This is a genomic window from Pseudarthrobacter polychromogenes, from assembly GCF_014644495.1.
In the GTDB taxonomy this organism is placed as follows: Bacteria; Actinomycetota; Actinomycetes; order Actinomycetales; family Micrococcaceae; genus Arthrobacter; species Arthrobacter polychromogenes.
This window is the reverse complement of the sequence record NZ_BMKU01000006.1, coordinates 102,457-127,831: the sequence shown is the minus strand read 5'-3', so window position 1 is coordinate 127,831 and position 25,375 is coordinate 102,457. Positions and strand designations below refer to the sequence as shown.

Here is a 25,375-nt window from a genome sequence, read left to right as displayed (position 1 = left end):
TCCACAAAAAACGGCTATTTGCCCAGGCCTGCTTTTCGCAGCGCCTCGGCCATGGCCGTATTGACCGGGGCTTCCTTTTTCGCAGGTGCCGGCGGCGCCGCGGGACGGCCGGACGACGGCGTCTTCCGCGCCTGACTGCCGCCCCGCTCCTGGCCGCGTCCCGCGTTCTGCGCATTGGCGCGTCCCGCGCCCTGTTCCCTGCCGCCAGCGCGCCCGGAACCCGTCCTGCCGCCGGCGGGTTCGTCGTCGAGGCGCAGCGTCAGGGAGATCCGCTTCCGGTCCGGGTCCGCCTCCAGCACTTTGACGCGGACCACCTGGCCGGACTTCACCACTTCCCGCGGATCGGAGACAAAGCGGTTGGCCATGGCGGACACGTGCACCAGTCCGTCCTGGTGGACACCCACATCCACGAACGCGCCGAACGCCGCAACGTTCGTCACGGTTCCTTCCAGCACCATCCCTGGTTTAAGGTCGGAAATCTTTTCAATCCCGTCGGAGAAGGTTGCGGCCGCAAACGCGGGACGCGGGTCCCGTCCCGGTTTATCCAGCTCGGACAGGATGTCCTGGACCGTGGGCAGGCCGAACGTCTCGTCCACGAAGTCACGGGGGTCCAGGGAGGAGGCCGGGGCTGATCCCGCCGCGGCCCGGATCTTCCGGGCAACCGAGTACGACTCGGGGTGGACACTGGAGGCGTCCAGCGGCTCCGCTCCACCGGTGATCCTGAGGAAGCCCGCGCACTGCTCGAACGCCTTCGCACCCAGCCGCGGCACCTTTTTCAGGTCAGTGCGCCTGGCGAAGGGCCCGTGTTCGTTCCGGTAGGCCACGATGTTCTCGCTCAGCATGGGTCCGACGCCGGCTACGCGGCTGAGCAGCGCGGGCGAAGCTGTGTTGACGTCCACGCCCACAGCGTTCACGCAGTCCTCCACCACCGCGTCCAGGCTGCGGTCCAGTTTCGAGGCTGTCACGTCGTGCTGGTACTGGCCCACGCCAATGGATTTCGGATCGATCTTTACCAGCTCGGCGAGGGGGTCCTGGAGGCGGCGGGCTATGGACACTGCGCCGCGCAGCGACACGTCCATGCCCGGCAGCTCCGCCGCAGCCAGTGCCGAGGCGGAATACACGGATGCTCCCGCTTCCGAAACCACCAGCTTCTGGGGCTTGCGGTCCACCTCCGGCAGCCGCTTGATCAGTTCGGCTGCGAGCTTGTCGGTTTCGCGGGACGCCGTGCCGTTACCGATGGCCACGAGTTCAATGCTGTGCTGCCGCGCCAGCCGGACCAGCGTGGCCAGCGCTTCGTCCCACTTCCGCGAGGGGGCGTGAGGGTACACGGTGTCGGTAGCAACCACCTTGCCGGTGCCGTCCACGACGGCCACTTTGACGCCGGTCCGGAGCCCGGGGTCCAGGCCAAGGGTTGCCCGGTTCCCTGCGGGGGCAGCCAGGAGGACGTCCCGCAGGTTCGCCGCGAACACACGGACAGCTTCGTCCTCGGCGGCGGCAAACATCCGGCCGCGAAGGTCGGCCGTCAGCCGGGACAGCAGGCGGGACCGCCACGCCAGCTGGGCGGTCTGGATCAGCCAGGGGTCGGCGGGACGTCCCCGGTCGGCGACCCCGAGGCGTCTGGCCACCGCTGACTCGTAGCGCGTGCGCGCGGCGGCAAGGGCGGCGTCGTCCTGTGGATCTGCCTCGGCAAGGTCCAGCTCGAGGACGCCGTCCTTTTCCCCGCGCAGCAGCGCGAGCACCCGGTGGGACGGCATGCCCGCGGGGGCCTGGGCGAACTCGAAGTAGTCAGCGAATTTCTGGCCGTCGCTTTCCTTCCCCTTCTTTACGCGTGAGACCATGCGGCCCTGCGCCCACAGCCGCTCGCGCAGGTCGGCGGCCAGGTCCGGGTCCTGGGCCACCCGCTCCACCAGGATGGAGCGTGCCCCGGCGAGCGCCGCTGCGGCGTCGGTAATGGCATGTTCGGGGTTGAGGTACTTGCCGGCCTCGCGTTCCGGGTCCAGGTCCGGCCGCTTCAGCAGGGAGTCAGCCAGGGGTTCAAGGCCGGCTTCCCGCGCGATCTGCGCTTTGGTCCGCCGCTTGGACTTGAACGGCAGGTAGATGTCCTCCAGCCGGGACTTGGTGTCCGCCGCGAGGATGGCCGTCGTCAGCTCCGGCGTCAACTGGCCCTGCGCTTCAATCGCCTCCAGGACTGCACGACGGCGGTCGGCAAGTTCGCGGAGGTAGCGGAGCCGTTCGTCGAGCTCACGAAGCTGGGTGTCGTCCAGCGTCCCGGTGGCTTCCTTGCGGTAGCGGGCGATGAACGGCACGGTGGATCCGCCGTCGAGCAGTTCAACGGCTGCCTTCACCTGCCATGGTTTGACCCCCAGTTCGGTGGCGATCTGGTTGTAGATGGCATCGTCCGCTTTCGGGGAGGCGGACGGGGCGGAAGGGGCCTGCGGCAGTTGGGTCACCAGAACATCTTGCCTTACCGGGTTGCGCGGCTCCACTGCTGGGCACGGGTCCGCTCCACCCCGGCTGTTCCGGGCAAGGGTATTCCGCTGCCGCCGGCAAAGTGCTGTAGTTGAGGTGCCGTCACAGGCACCCAATGCTCGAGGAAGAGGCCACCATGAGGGAACTGCTTATCATTTTTCAGGAGGGGTTCGACGAGGCCAACATCACCGTGACGGTTAACGGGAAGCAGGCGCGGCGGGATATTGGGGTCTCCACCAATCCGATCCTTGGCATCGCCAACGAGGTGTCCGTGGAGCTGCCGGCGAAGGGCGCGCAGGTGGGCGTGGAGGTGACGAACCGCGGCCTGAAGGCCATCACCAAGGTGAGCGGCAGGCCGAAGAGCGTGCTGGTTTCGATCGAGGACGGCAGGCTTGTGATGAAGGAAGGGACCGGCAGGGAGGCGCTGCTGTAGTGGGTTGAAGCAGCTCAAATATGGCCCTAGTAAAAGTCCATTCGCTGGAGTACGATCTGATCACCGCCGGCATCCTTGAGGACCCGGCGGGCCAAATCTCCAGAGTTTGAGCCAAAGGCCGTCGGATGGCCTGCGGCGCCCGCTGCCGGGACAGCACACCGCGCAGCCAACGACGGCGGCACCCAAGCTGGGTGCCGCCGCCGTCGTTGATTGCCGTCCTAGTTCTGGTAGGCGGGGTAGTCCGTGTAGCCCTCCGCGCCGTCAGCGTAGAAGGTGGAGGGATCCGGCTCGTTCAGGGGAAGGCTTTCCTTCCAGCGGCGGGCGAGGTCCGGGTTGGCGATGGCGGGGCGGCCCACCACCACGGCGTCGGCATGTCCGTCGTCCACCAGGGACGCGGCCTCGTCGCGGGTGGTGATCACGCCGAAGCCGGTGTTGACCAGGAAGGTCCCACCGAAACGGACCCGGAGGTCCTGGACCAGGTCACCCGTAGGCTCGTGGTGCAGGATGCTCAGGTAGGCGAGGTTGAGCGGGGCGATGCTGTCCACCAGAACCTCGTAAGTGTCGCGGACGTCAGCGGCGTCGGTCTCGGCGATGCCCTGCACGTTGTGCTCCGGGGAGATGCGGATGCCCACGCGGTTGGCGCCCACGGCTGCCACCACGGCGTTGACTGTTTCGATGACAAACCGGGCACGGTTCTCAGGTGAGCCGCCGTAGCTGTCGTCCCGCACGTTGGAGTTCGGGGCCAGGAATTCGTGCAGCAGGTACCCGTTGGCCGAGTGCAGTTCCACGCCGTCGAATCCGGCCTCGATGGCGTTGAGTGACGCGTTGACGAATTCCTGGATCACCATGGGGAGCTCGTCCGTGGTCAGGGCATGCGGCACCGGGTAGGGCTGCTTGCCCTGCGGGGTGCGGACGATGCCGTCGATTGCGACGGCGCTGGGGGCCACCAACTCGAGTCCGCCGGTGATGTCAGGGTGCGATACCCGTCCGCCGTGCATGATCTGGGCGAACATGCGACCACCTTCGGCGTGGACGGCGTCGGTGACCTTCTTCCAGCCGGCAACCTGTTCCTCGGTGACGATGCCGGGCTGGCCGGCGTAGGAGCGGCCGGCGGGGGTTGGGAACGTTCCTTCACTGACGATGAGGCCGAGGGACGCGCGCTGGCGGTAATGCTCTGCGACGAGCGGGCCGGGGACCCCTGCCTCACCTGCGCGGAGCCTCGTCAAGGGTGCCATGACCAGGCGGTTCGGAAGCTCAAGTTCGCCGAGGTTGAGGGGGGAAAACAGCATGCGCGGTTCCTTTCGAAGGCTGAAGGTCTACTGCCTTGGCCAACCGGGATACAGCTGCAACTATTCCTGTTGCGATGGGAATCACAGGACGTGGACGTTGGGCTTCGGGGCTATTGGCCGCCGCCTACCTTGCGGTCCCGGGGCAGCCCTGGCCCTGGGGGTTGGCGTTGCAGTCGTCCGCGTAGTTGCGCGTCAGCGAGCGCCACACGCTGATGGTTTGTGGAGGAGCGCTGAACTGGCCCTGTCCGGGAATCGGCAGGGGCGGCCCGGCATTGACCGAGTAGGTTCCCTGGAAGGTGGTGGTCAGCACCACCTGGAAGTCGCCGGTAGAGCCGTAAGCGTGGCTGGTCCGGGTCTTTTCGCCCCACCGGTCCTGGGGCAGCGGCCCGCCCATGGAAGGCTGGGGCCCGAACACGGTCCCGTTGCCGTAGTCCCACGTGTACTGGACCGGGGTGGCCACGATGTGTACCTGCTGCCCGAACATGGTGACGTCGAACTGCTGCTCGGCTGCTTCCGCATAAAAGTTGGTCTCAGCACCCCTCAACGTGTGGGGGCTGGGTTGGGCCACCACCGTTCCAGCATTCACCGGCAGGCTCTGGAACTCCCGCTGGATGTCAGCTGCGATCCTGGGCAGCAAGTCCTCGGGCCTGGCGTCGAAAAGGCACGTAGGGCCGGAATGATGAGCCCAAACAGCGCCGGGCACACCTCGGGGCCGGGAGAGCCAGGTGACGGGAATGCCCTCTTCACCGTCCGGCCCATCCTTGCACTCCAGCTGACGACCAAGGCAAGGAGTATCGAAGTCTCCCCCACCGAGGTGGCACTGGAGTTCGTACTTGTACTCGTTCGGGTCGGTAGGCACCGCACCCGGAGCTTCTGGAACCATCTCTCCTGTCAGTGGATCCCTGACCAATCCACCAACGTCTACGCCGATTGCGCCGAAATTCGCTTCAGTACCGTCATCAACAGATGCCGGTACTGAAGGCGTCAGTTCCAAGTGCAACATCAAGACCATGACCAGACTGGTCCATGTCCGCATTGATGCTCTCATCAGCGGATTGGATGAAGCCCATTGACGCGCCAGGCAGAATCTTCAAAAGTAGCCAAAAGCACGTTACCCGTATTGGAAGCGCCGCTTGCAGCCCGGAATTCCGAGCCACCCGCCTGGTAGTAGCTGATCGGATTTTGCTGCACCTGGAGTATGACCTGATAGTTACCGTCAGCGGCCCGTTCAAATGACGTTGTGGCGACAGGAAGGGTAATTTCTCCACCTGCCAACCAACGCTCACCTGAATAGTTCGTGGTGAGGGATGTAGTGATCTTTGAACAGTACTCGCAATTTGGCGATGTCATGCCTTGAAAGCCAGTCATGTCGCCCGTTTGATAGGCGTAGTTGAGTTGTTCAAACCAGTACCTTGCGAACGCTTCGAGTCCCTCCTTCGTCTCCGTCTTCGCCACCTCGGGAAGCACGGGGACGGGGACGTTTTGGGCGGGGCCGGAGGCGTCGGCCGGCTTGTACACGGCGGTGGGTGTCGGGGTCGGAGTGGAGGGCGGGCTGGTGGTGGCCGAGCCCGTTGGCGTGGAGGACGCGGTGCCTGGATCTGCGGGCGCTCCACCCGCGCAACCGGCCAGCAAGAGTGCCGCGGCAACAACAGCACCGGCAGCGGCTGAGCGGATTCCCCAAGGCGTGGAGACGTTGATTGATGTCATGGGCCGCTAATCCCCCAGTTGTTTCAAGACGGCTAACTCCGGACAATGACTTAAGGGTAGCCCAGGTCACATTTCAGCGATAAGACTTATCCACAGACACCCGCCCAAGGTTGATCACTCTCTGGAGACCTTGAAAGAAGTCATTACAAAGGCCGGTGCACATTTGGTATGGCAGAGCGCTGCCCTGGAGAAGCTACTTCTGCGGAGGCAACGCCAACTCCCCCGGCTGTCCGTGGACGAGGCGGGCGACGAGTCATACTGCGGGCCGCCGTCGGGCGCGTCGTTCGCCGACCGCACCATGTCCGGTTATTCGGAGGAGTTGTGCCTTGACTGTTGCCGTAAACAAAAGCCGTTACCGCCCATTGTTGCCCTTCCACAAAACCGGCTAAAGATACCGGAATTACTGTCGGAAGGAGATCACAACCGAAAGCTAGGACGGCGATGACAACCATTTCCCCCACCACGGAATATCCAATCCTGGAGACCGCGCGGCAGCAGGTCCTGGAGGATGGGATCGGCCTCACGGAGGCTCAATTGCTGGAGGTTCTGCGCCTCCCCGACCCCGCCGTCCCCGCCGCGCTGGAGCTTGCCCACCAGGTCCGCCTCAAGCACTGCGGTGAGGACGTGGAGGTTGAAGGGATCATCTCCATCAAGACCGGCGGCTGCCCGGAGGACTGCCACTTCTGCAGCCAGTCCGGACTCTTTGACAGCCCCGTCCGCGGCGTCTGGCTGGACATCCCGGAGCTGGTCAGGGCGGCCAAGGAAACAGCAGCAACAGGGGCCACTGAATTCTGCATCGTGGCAGCCGTCCGCGGACCCGACATCAAACTCATGAACCAGATCAAGTTCGCCATCGACCGCATCAATGAGGAAGTGGACATCAACATCGCCTGCTCCCTGGGCATGCTGACCCAGCGCCAGGTGGACCAGCTCGCCAGCTGGGGCGTCCACCGCTATAACCACAACCTCGAGACGGCACGGAGCTACTTCCCGCAGGTGGTTACCACCCACAGCTACGAGGAGCGGCTGGAGACCTGCGCCATGGTCAAGGAGGCCGGCATGGAACTGTGCTGCGGGGCGCTGATCGGCATGGGCGAGTCACTCGAACAGCGCGCAGAGCTGGCCGCGCAACTGGCTGCCCTGGAACCGCACGAAGTGCCGTTGAATTTCCTCAATCCGAGGCCCGGCACGCCGCTGGAAAACCAGCAACTGATGGACGGCAAGGATGCCCTCCGCGCCATCGCCGCGTTCCGGCTGGCCATGCCCCGCACCGTCCTGCGGTACGCCGGCGGCCGGGAGCTCACCCTCGGCGACCTCGGTACCCGAGAGGGGCTACTGGGCGGGATCAACGCCGTCATCGTGGGCAACTACCTGACTACCCTGGGCCGTCCCGCCGCTGCCGACCTCACCCTGCTGGTGGACCTCAACATGCCCATCAAGGAACTCCAGAAGACCCTATGATCCCCAACCGCTCGACCAGCTCACTCATCGGGAGCTTCTGCGGCCACTGCGGCGAGTTGTACCCGACGGAAACGTTCGACGGCGGGAGCGCACCGCCGTCGAACGTCCTCCAGGCGGGCGATGTGCACGTGGCGGGCACCGCCCACCGGGAGTGCGCTGCGCGGCTTCAGCTGGAACCGCCGCGCTATTGCGGCCAGTGCGGGCGCCGACTCAAGGTCCAGGTGTCACCCCATGCCTGGACTGCCAGCTGCTCACGGCATGGAACCGTCACCTCCTGAACGGCGCCCAAAGTTCCTGTTACCCTCTGGCATGTTTCTACATTACGTAGAAGAATGGCGTCATGATGTTTGAACATGTGGATGGACAACCCGTTCTGGAACTCGACGACGAGCAGTCCTGGCGTCTGCTGGAGGGCACAAAGCACGGGAGGCTGGTGGTGTCCGTCGCGGGAGAGCCGGATATCTTCCCGGTCAACTACGTCACCGCCAACCGGAAAATCTATCTCCGGACGGCTCCTGGCAACAAGCTGGCCCAGTTGACCATCAACTCCACGGTTCTATTCGAAACGGACGGCATCCTCTCGGAGGAGGCTTGGTCCGTGGTGCTGCGTGGAAAAGCGCGCGTCCTCAGCAACTCTGCGGAACTGGCAGCGGTGGAGGAACTGGGGCTGAAGACCTGGGTACCCACCCTGAAAGACTTCTACGTGGAGATTGAGCCGACGTCCGTCAGCGGCCGCCACTTCGAATTCGGCGAACAGCCGGAGCGCGAAATCTAGGAGCTCCTAGACTGAAGGCATGGCGGACAAGCTCACTCCTGAGCGGCGCAGCTGGAACATGTCCCGGATACGGGGCAAGAACACCAAGCCGGAACTGCTGGTGCGCAGGCTCCTCCATGCCAAGGGATACCGCTACCGGCTGCACGGCAGAGCCGGCGCCACCCGCCTGCCCGGCAACCCGGACCTGGTATTCGCCGGCCGCCGCAAGGTGATCTTTGTCAACGGCTGCTTCTGGCACTTCCATGACTGCCGCGTGGGCCTGCACGCGCCCCAGGCCAACGCTGAATTCTGGGCCGCCAAGCGCAGCCGGACCCGCGACCGGGACGCCCATCAACGCCGCCTGCTGGAAGAGGCCGGCTGGCAGGTCCTCACCGTGTGGGAATGCGAACTCAAGGACAGCTCCGCGCTGGAAACCGAGCTGGTGCGGTTCCTGGAAACCGGCCGCTGAATCGCCGCTCCTGCGTGCCTGCTCCCAACCAGGATTCGCCGCTTTCACGGCATCTTGAGCCAATCTTTAGGCATTCCCGCCGCAGTTCTTGAGTGCTGGCAGGAAGGATGGATGGGTTCAAATCCAGGCAAACCGCCACCCCGTTCTCGGCCCCGCTGCAACCGCTCCCAATGCTGGGAACCGGGCGCAAAACCGGGCACAAAAACCACGTGCCCACGGCGGAGGGGTAAACCCGCAGTCTCATCAAGAAACCCACAATTCTGTTTCCAAAACCCGTCGCGCGAAAGCAACGCCCCTAACCTGAAGTGAAACAAATGCCCCACGTAACCGCCCCCTTCCAGGAAGGGACTGTTCCCGCCGAAAGGACCGTCATGAGCGCCGCAGATGATGCCCCCCGGCCCTTGGTGGACCAGTCGGTTCTCGACCGGTTGAGGGAGGAGCTGGAGGAGGACGAGGGGTACTGCAAGGTCTTCGTGGGGAACTTCATCGAGTACCTGCCGCACCGGATTGGACGCCTCCGGCTGGCGCTGACCACGGGAGACCTGGAAGGTTCGGTGGACGCAGTCCTCAGCCTGAAAACCTCCAGCCAGATGGTGGGCGCCGAGCGGCTGGCCGGTCTGGCCATGGACCTGGAGGGTGAGCTCCGCAGCGAAGCCCGCCACTCAGATGTGGCAGTCGTCCTGCCGCAACTGGCCGCCGCATTCCTCCGGCCCATCAACCTTTGCAGCCGGCAAACCATGCACCGCCTGCAGTCTCAGTGCTCGCCCGGAGCCAGGCGGTAACCCACGCCACGGACGGTCTGGAGCCAGCGCGGCTTCTGCGGTGAGTCGCCCAGCTTCTTGCGAAGGTTGCCCATGTGGACCTCGACGGACCGTTCGTCTGCCTCGCTGATGTAGCTGCCGACGTCGTAATCCTCGTCCCGCAGCCGCCGGACCAGGTCGGACTTGGTCCGGACTGTCCGGCCGGCTTCCAGGAGGGCGTGCAGGAGTTCGAACTCCGTGCGGGTCAGGTTCATTTCCTTGCCGTCAACAACCACGGTCCGGGATGCGTAGCTCAGCTCCAGCCCGTTGTGGCTGAAGTTCCCGCGCTCAGGGTGGGCGGCTCCGCCATCGGCCGCGGCATCTCCCGGCATGGCGTCAGCAGGATCGGCGACAGAACGGGGGCGGCGCATCATCGCGGCAATGCGGGCGCGGAGCTCCCTGGGGCGGAACGGTTTGGTGAGGTAGTCGTCAGCCCCGGACTCCAGCCCGATCAGGGTGTCCAGCTCCTCGGTGCGGGCCGTGAGCATCACAATGTAGGCGTCCGAAAACTCTCGGATCTGGCGGGAGACCTCAAACCCGTCGATGTCCGGAAGTCCGAGGTCCAGGGTGATGACATCCGGATTGAGGGTCTTAGCCACGAGGACACCTTCTGCCCCGCTGCTGGCAACGCTTACGTCGAACCCGGCCTGGGACAGCACGGTGCGTACCAGTTCCCGGATGTCGTGGTCATCCTCGATGACCAGTCCCACTCGTGCATCACTCATAGCGCCCCCTCAGCAGCCAACGTCTGAAGTATAGCTGGCTGCCGATATCCTGCTGGCATGGCTTCACACACCCCGCCCCGCAAGTTCCGCGCCATGGACCACCCTGTGGCCTGGTCCTCGGGCAAGCTGAGGTTCTTCCGGCGGCCCTTCCACGAGTACCGGCTGACGGACCGGGTGGCGCTGAGCCAGATGCCGCTGTTCGTGACAACGCTCCTCACGGCATTCCTGGTGTGGGCGTTTTTCCCCGTCACCATGGACAACCCGCTGTTCGTGGCCTTCCTGGTGTCCCAGCTGGTGATCATGGCCCTCTGCTACCTGGTTCCGTGGGACCGGCTGCCGTACACGAGTTTCCTCATCATTCCGCTGCTGGACTTTGTCTCCATCGCCGTGGGCCGGGAGGGCGGCGGGCAGGAAAGCCTCACCGGGATCAGCCTGCTGGCCGTGTTCCCGGTGATCTGGCTGTGCGCGTCCGGATACTACCCCCGGACATCCCTGTGGCTGTCCTTCCTGGCCCCGCTTGCCATCATTTGGGTCCCGCTGCTGCTGGAGGGGAGCCCGACGCCCCAGGACCTGGCGCGGTCCCTGCTCCTTCCGGTCATGATGCTCGGCATCGGGGTGTCCGTCAGCGTATTGACGCTCAGCATGACGCGGCAGCAGCGCGCGCTTGAGGAGAAGGATGCCCAACTGCAGGACAACCTGCGCACCAGCCAGCGCCAGGGGGCGCTCCTGAACACCATCCTGGACACTGTCCACTTGGGGGTCCTTGCGGTCGACGCGGACGGGCACGACGTCCTGATGAACAGAAGGCAGCGGATCAACCACGAACTCGCCCGGCCCAAGGACATCGCGGATCCGAACGAGTCCCAGCTGCTGGTCTTCGGGCCGGACCGCGTGACGCTGGTTCCCGTTGAGCAGCGGCCGGTCCGCCGCGCCGTCCTCGGGGAAACCTTCACCGATTACCTTGTCTGGCTGGGCTCCGGAAGAGAACAGCGCGCCTTCGTGACCACCGCCCGGGCCATGAAGGACGACGACGGCGCGTTTGCCGGTTCTGTGATTGTCTTCAGCGATGTGACGGACCTGGTGAACGCCCTGACGGCCAAGGATGATTTCGTCTCCAGCGTCTCGCACGAATTTCGGACGCCGCTGACCTCGATCCTGGGCTACGTGGAAATCCTTCTTGGCGACGAGCCCGAGGACACCCAGCGTGACATGCTGGAAATCATCCGCCGGAACTCCGAACGGCTCCTGACGCTGGTATCGGACCTGCTGTCCAGCCGGAACGGCCAGCTGATCGTGACGCCCGAGGCCGTGGACGTGGCAGAACTGGTGCGCGCCAGCGTTTCCTCTGCCATCCCCCGGGCAGCAGCTTCGGGAGTGGCGCTGGAGGCTGATACCCCGGACCGGCTGGAGGCCCACGTGGACGGGCCAAGGATCTCTCAGGTGCTGGACAACCTGGTGTCCAACGCCATCAAGTACTCCCCCGACGGCGGCAGCGTGATGGTCTCACTCGCGGAGGAGGACGGGCACCTGGCCTGCCGGGTCACCGATACCGGCATGGGACTGAGCCCGGAAGACGCGTCCGAAGTCTTCGCCAAGTTCTTCCGCGCCAGCACTGTCCGAAGGACAGCCATCCCCGGCGTGGGCCTCGGCCTGCCGATCAGCAAGGCGATCGTTGAGGCACACGGGGGGACCATCGAGGTGGACAGCGCCCTGGGCGAAGGGACCACCTTCATGTTCCGGGTGCCGGTCTAGTCCTCTTTAGCCCCCCGGCAGCCCCGGTGCCGCTACTTGCCGGCGCCGGGACGCTTTCGGCCGAAGGTGAAGTAGCCCACGGGGCCGATGAAGTTGATGAAGGATGCTGCCCGCCATGCGGCTTTGGGACCGTTGATGAGTGCTGCGGGCCGCTTCGAAATGTCCCGCTGCGCTGCCACCAGCAGGGACACCTGCGCGATGGCCACCAGGATGGTGCCGGCCTTTGCTGACGGGGACATTTCTTTCCAGGTCTTTTTCTGGGCCATGTTTGCTCCTTGTTTAGGTTTTCAGTTTCCGGTGCTTGCTGCTCCTGCGCAACGGGGCGTGCCGGTACCGGCCCATTCGCGTCAGGCCGTGTACGGCGCCAGGCGTTCCTTTTGTTCAGGTGTCAGCCGCTGCACGCGGCCTGTGGCCTCATCCACGAACGCCAGGTGGCTGCTCGCCTTGACGCAGTCCTCCAGGGTGACCGGGTCCTGGATGAGGTAGTGGATGTCGAAGCTGGCCCCTTTGACGGCGCCAATCCACACCTGCACCACGGCCGGCACGTTCCGGTACTCAAGAGTCCTGACGTACCGGATCTTGTGGTCCACCACCAAAGCCATGGTGCCGTCCGGGACGTCGTTGAACAGGGAGACGTGCGGGTCAACTCCGGGCAGGCCGGCACCGCGGGGCGGGCCGAAGGCCGCGATGCGGGCTTCCTCAAGCATCCGGACAATTTGCACGTTGTTGATGTGCCCGTAGGCGTCCATGTCTCCCCAGCGCATGGGGATGAGGACCTCGATCCGCTGGCTTCCGTTGCTGCTCAACTGTGCACCGCCGTCGAATCGTCCACCGGGACGTCCTCTGCGTCCGACCCGGCGAACTGGGACATGTACAGGCGGTAGTACGCGCCTCTCGCGGCGAGGAGGACCTTGTGGTTGCCCTGTTCCACGATCCTGCCGTTTTCCATCACCAGGATGGTGTCGGCGTCGCGGATTGTTGAGAGCCGGTGGGCAATCACAAAGCTGGTGCGGTCCGTGCGGAGCGCGGCCATGGCCTTCTGCACCAGCAGCTCGGTGCGGGTGTCAACGGAGCTGGTGGCCTCATCGAGGATCAGCAGCGAGGGATTCGCCACGAAGGCACGGGCGATGGTGATCAGCTGTTTTTCGCCGGCACTGACGTTGTTGCCTTCCTCGTCGATGACGGTGTTGTAGCCCTCCGGAAGGGCCCGCACGAAGCGGTCCACGAAAGTGGCTTTGGCGGCGGCCATCACCTGTTCCTCGGTGGCTTCGAGGTTGCCGTAGCGGATGTTGTCGTAGATGGACCCGCCGAACAGCCAGGCATCCTGCAGCACCATGCCCACCTTGGAGCGGAGTTCGGAGCGGCTGAGGTGGGTGATGTCCACGCCGTCCAGCATGATGGATCCGGCATTGAGCTCGTAGAACCTCATGACCAGGTTGACCAGGGTGGTCTTTCCGGCGCCGGTGGGCCCCACGATGGCCACGGTGTTTCCCGGTTCGGCGGTGAAGGACAGATCCTCGATCAGTTTTTTGTCCTCGGTGTAGCTGAAGGTGACGTTGTTGAAATCAACGTGCCCGTCAGTCCTGGCCGGGAGGTGCTCGGTGGCGGTTTCCTCGTCCTGCTCGTCGGCGTCGAGGAACTCGAAGACCCGTTCAGCGGAGGCCACGCCGGACTGCAGCATGTTTGCCATGCCGGCCATCTGGCCCAGCGGCTGCGTGAACTCGCGGGAATACTGGATGAACGCGGTGGCGTCGCCCAGGGACATGGACCCGGAAGCCACCCGCAATCCGCCCACCACGGCGATGCCCACGTAGCTGAGGTAGGAAACAAACTGCATGACCGGGAAGATGATGCCGGAGACGAACTGCGCCCCGAAGCTGGCCTTGCACAGTTCCTCATTGCGTTCCTCGAACCGTTCCAGCATGTCCGCGTCGCGGCCGAACACCCTCACCAGGTCATGCCCCGAGAAGGATTCCTCAATCTGCCCGTTCAGCGCCCCCGTGTTCTTCCACTGGGCGGCAAAGAGCTTCTGGCTGCGCACGCCAATCATGCCCGCTGCCACCCCAGAGAGGGGAAGGGCAACCAGCGCTATCAGGGCCAGCTGCCAGGACACGATGAACATCATCACCACGATGCCGATGACGGTCAGCAACGAGTTGATGAGCTGGGCGAAGGCCTGCTGGAGCGCCTGCTGGATGTTGTCGACGTCGTTCGTTACCCGGGACAGCACGTCGCCGCGCTGGCGGGTGTCGAAGTAGTTGAGCGGGAGGCGGTTCAGCTTCCGTTCGGTGTCATCGCGGAGCCGCCGGATCACCTTCATCACGATGCGGTTCAGCACGTAGCCCTGCAGCCAGAGGAAGATGTTGGCCACAAAGTACATCAGCAGGACCACCGCGATGAGCATGCTGAGCTTGTCGAAGTTGATGCCGGTGCCGGGCACCAGTTCCATCCGGGAGACCATGTCCGCAAAGTTGTCCTGGCCCTGCTGGCGCAGACCGTCCACGAACTGTTCCTTGCTGGCGCCTGCCGGAAGCTGCTTTCCCACCACTCCGGCGAAGATGACGTCCATGGCCTGGCCCAGGATCTTGGGGGCGATGACGTTCAGGACCACGGCGATCACCACCATGCCCACCACCACGTAGATTCCCAGTGCCTCAGGCTTCAGCAGCCCCATCAGCCGCTTGGCGGAGGGCCAGAAGTGCTGGGCCTTCTTGGCGGGCATCCCGCCGAACATGTCTCCGTCGGCTTCGGAGGGCTTGAACTCCTCCTCCACGAAGTCGTCGTCCTCGACGGGTTTGTCCACCAGCTCCGCGTCGGGTGCGTCCTGGGCAGCTGCTGCTTCGCTGATCTCGGTGGAGTCCTTCCTGCGGGCGTTCATGCCATTTCCTCCACGCTCAGCTGGGATTCAACGATTTCCTGGTAGGTGGGCGAGGTTTCCAGGAGTTCCTGGTGCGTACCGCGGTCCACGATGCGTCCGTTGTCCAGCACCAGGATCTGGTCCGCTTCGGTGATGGTGGAGATCCGCTGCGCCACGATGATCACGGTGGCGTCTGCGGTGATGCCCTTCAGCGCGGCCCGGAGCCGGGCATCTGTGGCCACGTCCAGTGCGGAGAAAGAATCGTCGAAGAGGTACACGCGGGGCCTGCTCACGAGTGCCCTGGCGATGCAGATGCGCTGGCGCTGGCCGCCGGAGACGTTGGTCCCGCCCTGGGAGATGCGGGATCCGAGGCCGTTCTTCTTGGCGCGGACAAACTCGTCGCCCTGCGCCACCTGCAGTGCGTCCCACAGTTCCTGGTCAGTGGCCCCGGTCTTTCCGAACCTCAGGTTGTGCTCGATGGTTCCGGAGAAGAGATATGGCCGCTGCGGCACCATGGCCACCCGCCGGGTGATGTCGGCCCGGTCCATCCTGCTGACCGGGACCCCGTCCAGCAGGACCTCCCCCTCCGCGGGGTCGTAGAGCCGGGGCAGGAGGGACAGGAGGGAGGTTTTTCCCGAGCCGGTGGATCCGATGATCGCGATGGTCTGGCCGGGCTGTGCCGTGAAGCTGATGTTGCTCAGCACCGGCGACTCGGCGCCAGGGTAGGCGAAGGTTACGTTCCGGTACTCCACCACGCCGGCCAGCGTGCCCGGCACCTCCGGGCGTTCAGGATCGTGGATGGAGGGCTCGACGTCGAGCAGCTCGCCAATACGGTCCGCGCAGACTGACGCGCGCGGGATCATCATGGCCATGAAGGTGCCCATCATGACCGCCATCAGGATCTGCAGCAGGTACTGCAGGAAGGCGGTCAGGGCGCCCACCTGCATCTCGCCGGAGTCCACGCGCTGCCCGCCAAACCACAGCACGGCCGCGGTGGACAGGTGGAGGATCATGCCGATGGCAGGGAACATCAGGACAAACAGGGCGCCGATCTTCAGCGAGACATCCGTCAGTTCCTTGTTCGCTCCGCCAAAGCGCTCCGTTTCATACGGCTCCCGGACGAAGGCGCGGACCACCCGGATGCCGATGATCTGCTCGCGCAGGACGGCGTTGATGCGGTCGATCTTTTTCTGCATGGACCGGAACATCGGCATGAGCCGGACCACCAGGTACCCCACCACCACGGTCAGGAGGGGCACGGAAACCCACACCAGCCAGGACAGGTTGAGGTCCTCGCGCAGCGCCATGATGATGCCGCCAATGCACATAATGGGCGTTGCCACCATGAAGTTCAGGCCCATCAGCACGAGCATCTGGACCTGCTGGACGTCGTTGGTGCCGCGGGTGATGAGCGTTGGGGCACCAAAGGCGTTGACGTCCATGGCCGAGAAGCTGGTGACCTTGCGGAACACCCCGCGGCGCAGGTCACGGCCCATGGCCATGGCCGTCTTCGAGCCGAAGTACACACCTGCAATGGCGGTGCCCACCTGGAGGAACGCCACCGCCAGCATCACCGCGCCCGTCCGCCAGATGAAGTCGGTGTCCCCGCGGGACACCCCCTGGTCGATGATCTGGGCGTTCAGGCTGGGCAGGTACAGCGCCGCGATGGTGGACGCCAGCTGGAACACAATGACGGCCGCGATGAACGGCCTATACGGCCTGGAAAACCGCCGTATGAGGGTGAGGAGCATGCCCACGGGTCCTTAGGGATGAGTTCGATGATGGGTTCGTCAAGAGTAGGAGGCTTAAGTAGTAGCAGCCGGGGCGGACATCCTCAGCCTTCCCACTCTACGAAACTCCTTCCTGTGGTGAAACAGGCGCAGGGAAAGATCATCCGCGGGGATTACCCCTCAGGGTCACCTGCCAGCCGGGGCGCGCTCCGCCGTCGTGCTCTTTCCCTCGGCCCCCGGCTGGATGTCCACGGTGCGCCGGAGGGGTTTCTCCTTGATGAACAGTACGGACACCAGCGCCACGACGGCCACGGCGGCGGAGATCAGGAACACCTCCGCGGTGGCGTCACCGTAGGCGGCCCGCATGATGTCGCGGACAGGTTCCGGCATGTGCGCCAGGTCCATGCTGGCACCGGCCGTACCTCCCTCAACGGGGATGCCTGCGGTTGCCAAGCCCTGCGTGGCCAGCTCGCTGACCCGGTTTGCCAGGATGGCGCCCAGGACGGAGACGCCGATGGCGCCGCCCACGGACCGGAAGAAGGCAACCGATGCACTTGCCGTGCCGATGTCTGAAGCCCGGACAGTGTTCTGCACGGCCAGAACGAGGTTCTGCATCAGCATGCCCAGGCCAAGGCCCAGCACTGCGGTGAAGACCCCTGCGTGCCAGAGTTCTGTGGTGTGGTCCAAGGTTCCGGACAGTCCCAGCCCGCCGATCAGCAGGATGGAACCGGCGATCAGGTAGCCCTTCCACTTGCCCGTCCGGCTGATCAGCTGTCCCGAGGCCACTGAACCAACAAGGTTTCCGGCGATCATGGGAAGGGTCAGGAGCCCGGCTTCCGTGGGGCTGGCGCCGCGCGCCACCTGGAAGTACTGGCCCAGGAAGGTGGATGACCCGAACATTGCCACGCCTACGGCGACGGAGGCGAGGATGGCCAGTGCCGTGGTGCGTTCGGAGATGATCTTGAGCGGGATGATGGGCTGCTCCACCTTGGATTCCACCAGTACCAGCAGGGCCAGCAGGAGGATGCCGCCGCCCACCATGGCGGCCGTCTGCCAGGAAATCCAGTCGTAGTAGGCGGGGTTGCCGGCGAACGAGACCCAGATCAGCAGGAGGCTCACACCGGAGGTCAGCAGGATGGAGCCCAGCCAGTCGATCTTGGCGGGACGGCGGACGTGGCTGATTTTGAGGGTGACCTGCAGCAGGATGAGGGCGACGACGGCGAGCGGCACGCAGACGAAGAAGGTCCAGCGCCAGCCGAGCGGGCTGTCCACGATGAAGCCGCCCAGCAGCGGTCCGCCGGCGGTGCCGACTGCCATGACCGCGCCCATGTACCCGGAGTATTTCCCTCGGTTCCGCGGCGGGATCATGGTGCCGATGATGGCCTGGGACAGTGCCGTGAGTCCGCCCATGGCCACGCCCTGGATCACGCGGGCACCCAGCAGCAGCGGGATGGTTTCGGACAGGCCGGCCATGACGGAGCCGGCAACGAAGATGATGATGCTGAGCTGGACCAGGACCTTCTTGTTGTAGAGGTCGGCGAGTTTGCCCCAGATGGGGGTGGTGGCGGCGTTGGCCAGCAGCGCGGCGGTGATGACCCAGGCGAAGTCGGTCTGGGTGCCGTGCAGGTCGGACATGATGGTGGGCAGCGCGTTGGCCACGATGGTGCTGCTGAGGATCGCCGTGAAGAAGGCGGCGAGGAGCCCGGTGAGGGCTTCCATGATCTGGCGGTGGGACATCTCGGGCGGAGTGCCCGCGGGGGCGCCTGCTGATGTGGCGGGGGCGGCAGTTCTGGCCATAGGTCTGCTCCTAAGCGGTGGTTGTGATGGTGCCGGCCGCCGTTGCCCGGGCTGATTGCTTGAGTGAATCGGTGAGTTTGTGCAGGATTCTGGCCGTGTTGCCGGCGTCTTCCTCGCTCCAGTCGCGCAGGTACTCCTGCAGGACCGCCGTCCGCTGGTCCTCGATGTGGCGGAGTTTTTCCGCTCCCAGGGCCGTCAGGGCAACCAGCTGGGCCCGGCCGTCGTCGGGGTCCTGCCTGCGGACCACCAGCCCGTGCTCCTCCAGGTCCGCGATGTGCCGGCTGAGCACCGGCGCGCTGACTCCCAGCCGCTCGGCGAGCCGCGTGGCCCGGGACTCCCCCTCCCCCACGAAGCGCAGCACGCCCTGGAGCGCCACCCCCGTGTCCTGCCCACGCACGCTGGCGGTTGCGATGCACCGCACCGCCCGCTGGAGGTCGAAGATCTGGTACACAAGATCTGCTGCCGTGTCCGGCGCTACTGCCATGGTTGAAGGGCTCCTCAGTTGTTTGCCTGAAGCAACTATATATTAAAAGTTGTTGCTTTGGGAAACTAATCGCTTGCTGGGGTGCACGCGAAAGGCCCCAGCTCTGTGCGAGCTGGGGCCTCAAGGAGACCAAGGTCAGGAGGAGGGGCTGGTCAGGAGCAGTGGCGGGTCATTCCGCCAGGTGCGTGGGCGCAAACATCTTCAGCAGGGTTTCCACCACGACGACGTTCGGCCCGTCAGCAGCGAAGCCTGCCTTCAGCGCGTCCCCCACGTCCTCTGGCGCCACCTTAACGGCAGACACACCGAAAGCTTCGGCAAGTTTGACGAAGTCCGGGCGGGCCAGTTCGGTGGCCGTGGCTTTGCCGAAGGCGCCCACCATGTATTCGCGCAGGATGCCGTAGCCGCCGTCGTCCACAATCAGCCAGGTGACCGGAACGTTGTGCTGCTTCGCGGTGGCAAGTTCAGAGATGGAATACATCGAGGATCCGTCACCGGATACGGCCAGGACCCGCGCAGAGCCAGCGGGCCTGCCCACCGTTTCGAGTCCCACGGCCGCTCCGATGGCTGCCGGGAAGCCGAAGCCCAGCCCGCCGGCGCCCTGGGCCGAATGGAATTGGCCCTCGCGGGCGTCCCAGCAGCTCCAGCCCCAGTATGCCGCGATGGTCATGTCCCAGAAGGTCTGCATGTCCGCCGGTACCGCCTCGCGGATGTCCGCCATGAACGTCAGTTCCTTGGCCAGGTCCTGCGACTCCAGGCGTGCGCGGACCTTCGCCAGGGATTCCTTGACCAGTTCCTCGGGCGGTTTTCCGTGCCAGGCGGGCGCGGCCCGGCCGGCCCCGGAGTCCAGGGCTTCGTCAAGGGCGGCGAGCGCCTGGCCTGCGTCTGCCCGGATCCCCAGCCCGGGGCGGTTGGACTCTAAGACCCTTGGTTCGGCGTCGATTTGGATGATCCGGCCGTGCGGTTCGAAGGTGAAGTAGTTGGAGGTGACCTCGCCCAGGGATGATCCGATGACCACCAGGACGTCCGCGTCCTCCAGCAGGTCGGTCATGTAGCGGTCCTCGATCCAGGACTGCAGCGAGAGCTCGTGGTTCCAGGGGAAGGCACCGTTTCCGCCCGGCGTGCAGATCACGGGTGCACGAAGCTTCTCGGCAATTGAGAGCAGGGACTTTTCGGCCCGGCCCCGCCGCGTGCCGCCGCCGGCGATGATGGCCGGACGTTCCGCGGACTGCAGCCATTTCACCGCTTCCCGGACCAGCTCCACCCGGGGCGGATTGTCCGCCGCCTCGGCGAGCGCATCCTCCACCGGGGGCACCAGGATGGGATCGAGCAGGACGTTCTGCGGGATCTCCAGCCAGACGGGACCCTGGGGCGAGGAGATCGCCTCGGTCCAGGCGTCCTGGATTGCAGACGGGATGCCGGACGCGTGCTGGATCAGCCGCTGGCTCTTGGTGACGTTGGCCGCCGACGCCTTCTGGTCATCGAGCTGGTGCAGCATGCCCTTGCGCCTGGCCCCCAGGCCCTCGAGCGGGATCTGGCTGGCCACCACAACCATGGGAACCCCCGTGGCGTAGGCTTCCTGCAGCCCGGCCAGGGACGTCAGCGCGCCGGGGCCGGTGGACAGGAACAGGACTCCCACCTCGCCCGTCGCCCGGGAATACCCGTCCGCGGCAAAGGCACTGTTGTTTTCCACCCGGGAGGAGACGAACTGCAGGTTGCCGCGGCCCATGGCATCGAAGAGTCCCAAGGCGTGCTGGCCCGGGATGCCAAAGACGGTTTTGGCGCCCAGCGCCTCAAGGGTTTCGACGACGAGGTCCCCGCCGTTGCGCACTCCCGGGCCCGGATTCTTTGCAGCGGGTGCGGCAGCCGCGCCCGCAGTGACGTCGCCCATCCGGCTACTCCTTGCCTGCCGGGGCGAAGCCTGCCGGGCGGCGGGATTCCTGGCCGAGGGCCTGGGCGGCGTAACCGTTGGCTTCTCCGAAGCGGTCGCCTGGCACGGCGTTGTCGGCCATCAGGGTGACCAGTTCGTAGGCGACATGGCTGGCGGCCACGCCGGTAATCTCGGCGTGGTCGTAGGCGGGGGCCACCTCCACGATGTCCGCTCCCACGAGGTTCATGCCGCGGAAGCCGCGGATGATTTCCAGCAGCTCGCGGCTGGTGATGCCGCCCGCTTCGGGGGTGCCGGTGCCCGGGGCGTGGGCGGGGTCCAGGACGTCGATGTCAACGGAGATGTACAGCGGGCGGTTGCCGATCCGGTCACGGACCTTGGCCACGGTTTCCAGGACGCCCTGGTAGTAGACGTCGGCAGAGGTGACGATGCCGAACCCGAAGCGATGGTCGTCGTCGAGGTCCTTTTTGCCGTAGAGGGGGCCGCGGGTGCCGATGTGGCTGATGGCTTCCGTGTCCAGGATGCCTTCCTCGACGGCCCGGCGGAACGGGGTGCCATGCGTGTACTCGGCCCCGAAGTAGGTGTCCCAGGTATCCAGGTGCGCATCAAAGTGCAGCATGGCGATGGGCCCGCCGGCACGCTCGGCAGCGGCGCGGAGGAGCGGCAAAGCGATGGTGTGGTCACCGCCCAGGGTCACCAGTTTGCCGCCGCCCGCCGTGAGGTCCAGGGCGTTCTGCTGAATGGTTTCGATGGCCTCGTTGATGTTGAACGGGTTGACGGCCATGTCCCCGGCGTCGGCTACCTGGATGTTCTCGAAGGGGCTGACGTCCCATGCCGGGTTGTACGGGCGCAGCAGCCGGCTTGCTTCACGGACGTGGTTGGCGCCGAACCGGGCACCCGGGCGGTAGGAGACGCCGGAATCGAAGGGCACGCCCACCACCGTGACATCGGCCTTTGCCACCTGGTCCAGGCGGGGAAGGCGGGCATAGGTGGCAGCTCCCGCGTAACGGGGAATCCGGGATGAATCGATGGGGCCAAGGTTGCCGTTGGCTTCGATGCGCAGCTCTTCCAATAGAGGCCTCTCCTTCGAGGAGTTGAGGGACTGGTGTGACTGCAATCATACAGGTGGTTTCCTCATGTGCACCACTTGTTTACTTCATCGGCATGGTCCCGTCCTGGATCCACTCTCGCCGCGCGTTCCTCCCCAGTTGCCACCGGACCCCGACCCTGCCGCACCACGCGGTCCGCGGGCCGGCCGCGCTCAGCCGGAAAGGACTGCCCGGGCGCCCGCCACCAACTGGGCAGGAACGTACGGCAGAGCGCTGCCCACCGAATCCACATACGGCCCGGGCACTGTTCCAATTGCCGGTCCCGTCCGACTGGAATTGCCAGATGGACATCCTCGAGCACCTGAAACAAGCCGGCGGAGTCGCCCGGACGGCCCAATTGCTCGACGCCGGGTACTCGCGAAGGGACATAGCCCGGCTCACGCAGCGTGGCGCCCACCAACCCAAGCGCGGAGTCTTCCTCGCGCCCAACTGCAACAAAGAGCTGGCGGCAGCCATCCATCACAACGCGCGGCTGACCTGCGCGAGCGCAGCGCCGCACTATGGACTCTGGCTCAGGAAGGCGCCACTCCAACTGCATCTGGCCTGCAACCATGGCCACGGCGCAGGGTTCATCCGGCACCGATCGGTGCGCTTCAGCGGCCACCCAACCCTGCCGCTGGCGGGCGTCGAAGACGTCGTGCTGCACGCGCTGGGATGCCTGCCGCCGCCAGCGTCAACTGCCCTGGCGACGTCGGCCATCCGGCTCTACAGCCTGCCTTTGGAGCTCCTGAAACAGGAACTCCGCGCGGACCGGTCCGCGCCGGCACTGCGGGCTCTCCAGGACCTGGATCTCCGCGCCGAATCCATCGTTGAAGTGGACGCCCAGCACCTTTTCCGGGTAAACGGCATCGACTTTGAAGTTCAGGTCCACATACCCGGAATCGGGCGGGTATGTGGACTTCCTCCTCAACGGCTTCCTTATCGTGGAGATTGACGGCTACGCGTTCCACTCCAAGCGGGCGGACATGCTCAGGGACCGGGACAGGAATAATTCCTCCACGGTTAAGGGCTACGCCGTTCTCCGCTACATGCCCGAGCACATCTGGTTCAACCAAGAGCAGGTTGTCTCCGAGATCAGGGCTGCACTGGCAACCCGAGGCTGACCCTCGGACGCTCCCGCCCAGTTTCCTGCGGCGGGCGAGGGCCGGCCGGGCGCGGAGCAGCGCAAATCCCCGGAGGGCGGCCGGGCAACTGGGCGGGAGCGCACAGGACGGCCGGACAGGCGGGAGTTACCGGCTGGCGGCCGGCACCAGGACCCACAGAACCTCAACGGGCTTGTCGGTGGGGTTGATCCAGGTGTGCGGCTCACGGCCGGGAAAGGTGACGGTGTCCCCGGCACTGAGGTCGTATTCCTCGTTGGTGAGGATCAGCCGGATGCTGCCCTTGATCACATGGAGGACATCAACGTCGCAGTCCACCGCGTAGAGCTCGGATTCGCCGCGGCCGTGCGGTTCAATGCAGGCCTGGATGATCTGGACGCGCCGCTCCGAGCGCGCGGTGAGGAGCCGCTCCACGATGCCCTGCCCGCCCAGCGAGATCCGCGGCCCGTCATTGCGCTTGGTCAGGTGCGTCTCGGGCGCCGCAAACAGGTCGCCGACGGAGACCGAGAGGACCTGGCACAGCGTGACCAGGGAGGCCACGGACGGGGACGTAAGGTCGCGCTCCACCCTGCTGAGGAACCCCTTGGTCAGCCCCGTCGCGTCAGCAACCTGCTCAATGGTCAGCCGCTGCGACTGCCGGGCGGCCCGGATCCTCGAGCCGATGGCCACTGGGACGTTGCTCGGCTCAACTGGCAGTGCCTTCATCTACGAACCTTTCATGGCCGGCAGCCCGGCCCCACTTTGGAGCAATACTAGTGGCCGGCCCCTTCTGTGACGCCTCATTGCACGCGTGGCCCGGAGTCCAACGCGGTCTTGACTGTTATCACCGTCACAGCCTACGCTTTGGAAACACTTGTTGCCTATAGAGCAATAGCCGAGAATCCCCCCTCACTCCCCCAAATCCTGCAGCGGCGCCCGGTCCACCTTCCTTCCGGCGTGCGCCACGCTGCCAACACGCTCCAAGGAGCCCAACATGGATGCAAGTTTCATCAACATCGCCATCGTGGTGGTGTACCTGCTCGCGATGCTGGCCTTCGGCTGGTGGGGCAAGTCCCGTACCAAGAACAACAGCGACTTCCTGGTTGCCGGCCGCCGCCTCGGCCCCTTCCTCTATACCGGAACCATGGCCGCCGTCGTCCTGGGCGGCGCCTCCACCGTGGGCGGCGTGGGCCTCGGCTACAAGTTCGGCATCTCCGGCATGTGGCTGGTGGTGGCCATCGGCGCCGGCGTCCTGCTGCTGAGCCTCCTCTTTGCCGGGACCATCCAAAAGCTGAAGATCTACACGGTGTCCCAGATGCTCACCCTGCGCTACGGCAGCAGGGCCACGGAGGCCTCCGGCATTGTCATGCTCGCCTACACCCTGATGCTGTGCGCCACATCCACCGGCGCCTACGCCACCATCTTCGTGGTGCTCTTCGACTGGGAGCGTCCGATTGCGATAGGCGTTGGCGGAGCCATCGTTCTGGTCTACTCCACAGTGGGCGGCATGTGGTCCATTACCCTGGCCGACCAGGTGCAGTTCATCATCAAGACCGTGGGCATCTTCTTCCTGATGCTGCCCTTCACGCTCAACGCGGCGGGCGGCTTTGAGGGCATCCGCAGCCGGGTGGACGAGAGTTTCTTCCAGATTGACGGCATCGGTGTCCAGACGATCATCACCTACTTCGTCGTCTACACCCTGGGCCTGCTGATCGGCCAGGACATCTGGCAGCGCGTCTTCACGGCGAAAACGCCCAACGTGGCGCGCTGGGGCGGCGCCACCGCAGGCATCTACTGCATTCTTTATGGCGTTGCCGGCGCCCTGATCGGCATGGCCGCCAGCGTGGCCCTATCCGGCATCGACATCGCAGTCAAGGACGACGTCTACGCCGAGGTGGCCCAGACCCTGCTGCCCGTCGGCATCGGCGGGCTGGTCCTGGCAGCAGCGGTGGCAGCGATGATGTCCACCGCATCGGGCGCCCTTATCGCCGCCGCAACCGTGGCCCGCGCCGACGTCCTGCCGTTCGTTGCCAGCTGGTTTGGCAGGGACATAAACACGGAGGACTCGGACAACCCTGAGCACGACGTCAAGGCCAACCGCATCTGGGTCCTTGCCCTGGGAATCATCGCGATCGTCATCGCCATCATCACCAAGGACGTGGTGGCAGCCCTGACTATTGCCTACGACATCCTGGTGGGCGGCCTCCTCGTGGCGATCCTCGGCGGACTGGTCTGGAAGCGCGGTACGGGCATCGCCGCGGCCGCATCCATGGCTGTGGGTTCCGTGGTGACGCTGGGCACCATGATCGTCCTGGAAATCAACGCCGAGGCACCGCTGGACGGCATCTACGCCAACGAGCCCATCTACTACGGCCTGCTGGCGTCCGCCCTGGTCTACGTCGCGGTTTCCCTGTTGACCAAACCAACCGACCCGCAGGTTATGCGCAACTGGCAGCGCCGCGTGGCCGGGCAGGCCGCGGAAGAATCGCCCCTTCCCACCGCTGCCCGCTAGGCCCCGGCAGGGTAGAACAGCAGGAACAGGGCACGACGGCGGCACCTCCCCTTCGCTTTCCGG

Annotated in this window: 24 protein-coding genes; 10 read left to right on the top strand and 14 right to left on the bottom strand. The window is 65.3% G+C overall.

Going from position 1 to position 25,375, the window contains the following annotated elements:
• Positions 1-14 precede the first annotated feature (14 nt).
• On the bottom strand, positions 15-2,450 hold the full coding sequence (locus IEX43_RS11605; RefSeq protein ID WP_188811170.1) for a Tex family protein: 2,436 nt from the start codon (positions 2,448-2,450) through the stop codon (positions 15-17).
• 134 nt (positions 2,451-2,584) lie between these two features.
• Here IEX43_RS11605 and IEX43_RS11600 point away from each other — a divergent pair, with 134 nt between their 5' ends.
• A complete protein-coding gene (locus IEX43_RS11600; protein ID WP_104186219.1) occupies positions 2,585-2,902 on the top strand; it encodes a hypothetical protein in 318 nt (105 codons plus the stop codon).
• Positions 2,903-3,120: 218 nt separating this feature from the next.
• Here the strand turns inward: IEX43_RS11600 and IEX43_RS11595 are convergent, their stop codons facing one another.
• The 3 genes from IEX43_RS11595 to IEX43_RS11585 form a co-directional block, all read right to left on the bottom strand.
• Positions 3,121-4,191, bottom strand: a complete 1,071-nt coding sequence (locus IEX43_RS11595) for an alkene reductase (protein WP_188811168.1) — start codon at positions 4,189-4,191, stop codon at positions 3,121-3,123.
• Positions 4,192-4,315: 124 nt separating this feature from the next.
• On the bottom strand, positions 4,316-5,074 hold the full coding sequence (locus IEX43_RS20295) for a hypothetical protein (RefSeq protein WP_229666425.1): 759 nt from the start codon (positions 5,072-5,074) through the stop codon (positions 4,316-4,318).
• A gap of 164 nt (positions 5,075-5,238) precedes the next feature.
• Positions 5,239-5,898 (bottom strand): DUF6318 family protein, encoded by a 660-nt coding sequence (locus IEX43_RS11585; RefSeq protein ID WP_188811166.1) that lies wholly within the window; start codon positions 5,896-5,898, stop codon positions 5,239-5,241.
• 441 nt (positions 5,899-6,339) lie between these two features.
• Here IEX43_RS11585 and bioB point away from each other — a divergent pair, with 441 nt between their 5' ends.
• From bioB to IEX43_RS11560, 5 genes are all read left to right on the top strand, one after another.
• The gene (gene bioB / locus IEX43_RS11580) at positions 6,340-7,359 is read left to right on the top strand and encodes a biotin synthase BioB (protein ID WP_188811164.1); all 1,020 of its coding nucleotides are present in this window, start codon (positions 6,340-6,342) and stop codon (positions 7,357-7,359) included.
• Complete coding sequence (gene bsaP, locus IEX43_RS11575) at positions 7,356-7,637, top strand: biotin synthase auxiliary protein BsaP (RefSeq protein ID WP_188811361.1); 282 nt, start codon at positions 7,356-7,358, stop codon at positions 7,635-7,637. The genes bioB and bsaP overlap by 4 nt, the downstream gene beginning before the upstream one ends.
• Before the next feature lie 62 nt (positions 7,638-7,699).
• On the top strand, positions 7,700-8,134 hold the full coding sequence (locus IEX43_RS11570; protein ID WP_066273926.1) for a pyridoxamine 5'-phosphate oxidase family protein: 435 nt from the start codon (positions 7,700-7,702) through the stop codon (positions 8,132-8,134).
• Between the two features lie 19 nt (positions 8,135-8,153).
• Positions 8,154-8,582, top strand: coding sequence for a very short patch repair endonuclease (locus tag IEX43_RS11565; RefSeq protein ID WP_188811162.1), 429 nt, complete (start codon positions 8,154-8,156; stop codon positions 8,580-8,582).
• Positions 8,583-8,953: 371 nt separating this feature from the next.
• Positions 8,954-9,364 carry an Hpt domain-containing protein gene (locus IEX43_RS11560; RefSeq protein ID WP_188730855.1) on the top strand — a complete coding sequence of 137 codons (411 nt, stop codon included), beginning with the start codon at positions 8,954-8,956 and terminating at the stop codon, positions 9,362-9,364.
• Here the strand turns inward: IEX43_RS11560 and IEX43_RS11555 are convergent.
• On the bottom strand, positions 9,337-10,107 hold the full coding sequence (locus IEX43_RS11555) for a response regulator transcription factor (protein ID WP_181038099.1): 771 nt from the start codon (positions 10,105-10,107) through the stop codon (positions 9,337-9,339). The genes IEX43_RS11560 and IEX43_RS11555 overlap by 28 nt on opposite strands.
• 93 nt (positions 10,108-10,200) lie before the next feature.
• On the opposite strand from IEX43_RS11555, the gene IEX43_RS11550 reads away from it, so the two are divergent.
• Entirely contained in the window at positions 10,201-11,859 is a 1,659-nt protein-coding gene (locus tag IEX43_RS11550) for a sensor histidine kinase (RefSeq protein WP_188811342.1), read from the top strand.
• A gap of 32 nt (positions 11,860-11,891) precedes the next feature.
• On the opposite strand, the gene IEX43_RS11545 is transcribed toward IEX43_RS11550, so the two are convergent.
• The 8 genes from IEX43_RS11545 to speB all read right to left on the bottom strand — a co-directional run bounded on the left by IEX43_RS11545 (position 11,892) and on the right by speB (position 21,684).
• Positions 11,892-12,125: a PLDc N-terminal domain-containing protein gene (locus IEX43_RS11545; RefSeq protein WP_104186210.1), complete on the bottom strand. Its 234-nt coding sequence runs from the start codon at positions 12,123-12,125 to the stop codon at positions 11,892-11,894.
• Between the two features lie 81 nt (positions 12,126-12,206).
• Positions 12,207-12,623 (bottom strand): acyl-CoA thioesterase, encoded by a 417-nt coding sequence (locus IEX43_RS11540; protein WP_188811340.1) that lies wholly within the window; start codon positions 12,621-12,623, stop codon positions 12,207-12,209.
• Between the two features lie 38 nt (positions 12,624-12,661).
• Entirely contained in the window at positions 12,662-14,737 is a 2,076-nt protein-coding gene (locus IEX43_RS11535; protein ID WP_308422232.1) for an ABC transporter ATP-binding protein, read from the bottom strand.
• Positions 14,734-16,467, bottom strand: a complete 1,734-nt coding sequence (locus IEX43_RS11530; RefSeq protein ID WP_188811160.1) for an ABC transporter ATP-binding protein — start codon at positions 16,465-16,467, stop codon at positions 14,734-14,736. Before IEX43_RS11530 ends, IEX43_RS11535 begins: the two co-directional genes overlap by 4 nt.
• Before the next feature lie 165 nt (positions 16,468-16,632).
• Entirely contained in the window at positions 16,633-18,243 is a 1,611-nt protein-coding gene (locus IEX43_RS11525) for an MFS transporter (protein WP_308422231.1), read from the bottom strand.
• A 10-nt stretch (positions 18,244-18,253) separates the two neighbouring features.
• Complete coding sequence (locus IEX43_RS11520) at positions 18,254-18,727, bottom strand: MarR family winged helix-turn-helix transcriptional regulator (RefSeq protein ID WP_188811158.1); 474 nt, start codon at positions 18,725-18,727, stop codon at positions 18,254-18,256.
• A 169-nt stretch (positions 18,728-18,896) separates the two neighbouring features.
• A complete protein-coding gene (locus IEX43_RS11515) occupies positions 18,897-20,615 on the bottom strand; it encodes a thiamine pyrophosphate-binding protein (RefSeq protein ID WP_229666424.1) in 1,719 nt (572 codons plus the stop codon).
• Positions 20,616-20,619: 4 nt separating this feature from the next.
• Entirely contained in the window at positions 20,620-21,684 is a 1,065-nt protein-coding gene (gene speB / locus IEX43_RS11510; protein WP_188811157.1) for an agmatinase, read from the bottom strand.
• A 320-nt stretch (positions 21,685-22,004) separates the two neighbouring features.
• On the opposite strand from speB, the gene IEX43_RS11505 reads away from it, so the two are divergent.
• The gene (locus IEX43_RS11505; RefSeq protein WP_229666423.1) at positions 22,005-22,655 is read left to right on the top strand and encodes a type IV toxin-antitoxin system AbiEi family antitoxin domain-containing protein; all 651 of its coding nucleotides are present in this window, start codon (positions 22,005-22,007) and stop codon (positions 22,653-22,655) included.
• Positions 22,615-22,824, top strand: coding sequence for a DUF559 domain-containing protein (locus IEX43_RS20290; protein WP_229666422.1), 210 nt, complete (start codon positions 22,615-22,617; stop codon positions 22,822-22,824). The genes IEX43_RS11505 and IEX43_RS20290 overlap by 41 nt, the downstream gene beginning before the upstream one ends.
• 126 nt (positions 22,825-22,950) lie before the next feature.
• On the opposite strand, the gene IEX43_RS11500 is transcribed toward IEX43_RS20290, so the two are convergent.
• Positions 22,951-23,526: a helix-turn-helix domain-containing protein gene (locus tag IEX43_RS11500; RefSeq protein WP_104186205.1), complete on the bottom strand. Its 576-nt coding sequence runs from the start codon at positions 23,524-23,526 to the stop codon at positions 22,951-22,953.
• Between the two features lie 268 nt (positions 23,527-23,794).
• Between IEX43_RS11500 and IEX43_RS11495 the strand changes: the two genes are divergently transcribed.
• Positions 23,795-25,312 carry a sodium:solute symporter family protein gene (locus IEX43_RS11495; RefSeq protein WP_188811156.1) on the top strand — a complete coding sequence of 506 codons (1,518 nt, stop codon included), beginning with the start codon at positions 23,795-23,797 and terminating at the stop codon, positions 25,310-25,312.
• Positions 25,313-25,375: the final 63 nt, after the last annotated feature.